The organism is Thalassospira sp. UBA1131, assembly GCF_002311515.1.
Lineage (GTDB): Bacteria > Pseudomonadota > Alphaproteobacteria > Rhodospirillales > Thalassospiraceae > Thalassospira.
The window spans coordinates 7,170-9,876 of the sequence record NZ_DCAO01000084.1 but is presented as its reverse complement, the minus strand read 5'-3'; the positions used below and the strand labels follow the sequence as shown (position 1 = coordinate 9,876).

General features: G+C 56.6%; 2 protein-coding genes. Both read right to left on the bottom strand.

Translation table 11 applies throughout. From position 1 onward, the window contains the following. Positions 1-173: 173 nt before the first annotated feature. Positions 174-1,511 carry a ferredoxin reductase family protein gene (locus tag B3Z49_RS12665; RefSeq protein ID WP_296991383.1) on the bottom strand — a complete coding sequence of 446 codons (1,338 nt, stop codon included), beginning with the start codon at positions 1,509-1,511 and terminating at the stop codon, positions 174-176. Between the two features lie 137 nt (positions 1,512-1,648). Further along, positions 1,649-2,707 (bottom strand): adenosylhomocysteinase (locus B3Z49_RS12660; protein WP_296991380.1); only part of this gene is annotated, 1,059 nt, incomplete at its 5' end.

Below are 2,707 nucleotides of genomic sequence, written 5' to 3'. Positions count from 1 at the left end.
TTCATGAAGGAATGCGACGTGCCGATCATGGTCAATGGCGAACAGTGGGGCAACCTTCGGATCGGTTACAAATCCTAGGCATTGCCAAACCAATCTGGATAACGAGCAAACGAAAAGCGGGCGGTTCCATAACGGACCGCCCGCACTCTATTCAGCGCCAAACTCTGGTTTTCCTATCTGAAATCAAACAGCTCCTGATGGAAGGCATCGCTGTGCAATCCGGCGGCCACCAGATCGTTTTTGACATCTTCACCAAATTGGCGCGGCCCACAGAACCAGACTTGGGCTTCTTGCCAATGGGCCACATCAGAACGGATTTTCTCGCCGGTCAGGAAGCCGTCGCGTGCATCGCGCCATTCACGCAACCGAACACCGGCATGCCCGGCCAGGTCGGTGATCCGCGCCATCAGTTCAGGATCGCAATGCGGGGCCACCTGATAAAAATCGATCTCAAGCTTTGCCGGATTGGCCACCAGATCCTCAAGCCAGGCAACAAACGGCGTCAGTCCAATACCCCCGGAAATCCAGATTTGATGGCGTTTTTCCCGATCCAGCACAAAGGTACCATAAGGCCCCTCAAGCCGCACCCGGTCGCCCGGCTTCAATGTTTCGTAAAGCGTGCTGGTATAGTCGCCCAGTTTCTTGGCGATAATGGTCAGTCCCGAAACCCCGTCGCGCCAGGCAGATGCAATGGTAAACGGATGCGCTTCATTGCTATTGCCAAACCGGACGAAGGCGAACTGCCCGGCAAGATGACCTTTCCACCCGCCATCCGATCTGATCGCGATCTGAAGCGATTTCATTTCCGGAAGATAATCAACCTCGATCACCTCGCCGGTGGATCGACGCCCGGCCCCGATTTGGCCAAACAGAACAATGATGGATGACACCGTGCCCACCAGCAACATCGCCGCCAAAACATAGCCGACCGGCGTCGCCCAATTGGCGAAATCAAGCAAAACGATGCTGTGATAAACCAGCACAAGATAGATCACGGCCAGAACGGTATGCGTTCTGGCAAACCAGCGATACGGGATGCGCTTGATCAACGCGATCAGGATCAAGGCAACGGCAATATAAAACGCCCACTCCCCAACTGTTTCCGCCAGCCCGCGCTGCTCATTAAACAGCGATTGCGTCCAATGCAGGCCCGTCCCATCCGGCCGTGGCCCACGCCGGCCCCGTTCCAAAAGGCCAAGCGCAACACCCCATTTCGGCGCCATCCGCCAGGCCCAGTGCAGGGTCGCAACCACAAGCACAGCAATGCCAAGCCACTTGTGCAGGCGATATGCCTTGTCCAACCCGCCCAACCGTCGCGTCAGCCACACAGGACGAACCGACAGCAACAAGATCAGGCTCATCATGCTTATCGCAAGGAAGCCCGAATACTGAACCATAAAATGGCGAAGGCTGATGAAACTGGATGCCGCAAAAAGATCGGGGTTTGAAACCAGCCAGATGCCGGTCATCACCAGAACAAAGCCCACAAAGACCTTTGAAATCGTTCTCATGACCGGCCTCCATCCTCTAATGAGTGATGCCGTGGGCGATTGAGCGCAAATATTTGCGCGCGCCCCGACATCAACCCATTAAGGTTACCAGACCGCACCGGGTGGTTCGTTGCGATTCGTCAGTTCAGCGAAATTGATCAGCTGTGCGATTGCAGGATCGCTTGGGCAATTTCGCGTTCGACATCTTCCGGATAGGGATAAAAGCCCGGCTTGAATGATGCCGCCCCGCCCGATGCCAGCCAGTCGATCCCACGGATCAGAATGGCCGAGAACGGATCAAACAGATCCTTGCCCGATCCCCCCATGCCGGGGGCGAGGTTCAGCAAGCTACCCCGGTTAAGCAGATAAACTTCGCGGCTATTATCCAGCTCGAACCGTTCGATATGGCGGCGCATTTTCGTGCGCGTCTGGGTATCAAGCCATTTGACATCAATCTCGGTATTGGAATGCCCGACATTGACCAGGATCGCGCCGCGACGGCACTGCTTGATCTGTGCAGCACCCAGAATGCCCGAAAGGCCGGTGGCGGTCACAATGATCGCGTTTTCTTTCAGGCCGTCTTCAAGGCTGACAACCCGGCAGCCATGATGCTGCGCCTCAAGCGCGCGGACCGGATCGCGTTCGGCAACCGACACCACCGCGCCCAGATTGCGCGCCCGTTCAGCAACACCTCGCCCGACCGGGCCAAACCCGATTACAAGAACCGTGCGCCCATAAAGTGCAAGACCCGTCACATTCGAAAAGACCGGCCACATTTCCTGTGCCACGTGGTGGCGGTTATGCAGGCGGTCCTTGATCGCGATATCGTTCCAGTTAAACACCGGGAACGAGTAATCAAGCTTCTCAACCCGGTGCACACCGGTCGTGGTCGCTTCAAGCGCGCCATCGACCTTGTGGCCTTTTTTGACAAACGCCTCGATCAGTTCCCCGCCCATATCGGCAATGATGTCTGCGGGCTCGGACGACAGGATATCGATGCTTTGGGCATATTCATCGGGCGTCATGCCGGAAAAGGCATGGACCTCAACCCCATGGGCGGCGAGGTAGGCCGCGGCCGCATCATCAGTACTATCAGGATTACATGCGCCAACCTTGACCTTGGCGCCTGCCTTCACAAACGGCAGCAAGGTGGGAATGGTGTCTTCAAGAACGTGCTGGAAACTGACGATGGTTTTGTCGCGCAGATCGCGCTTGGC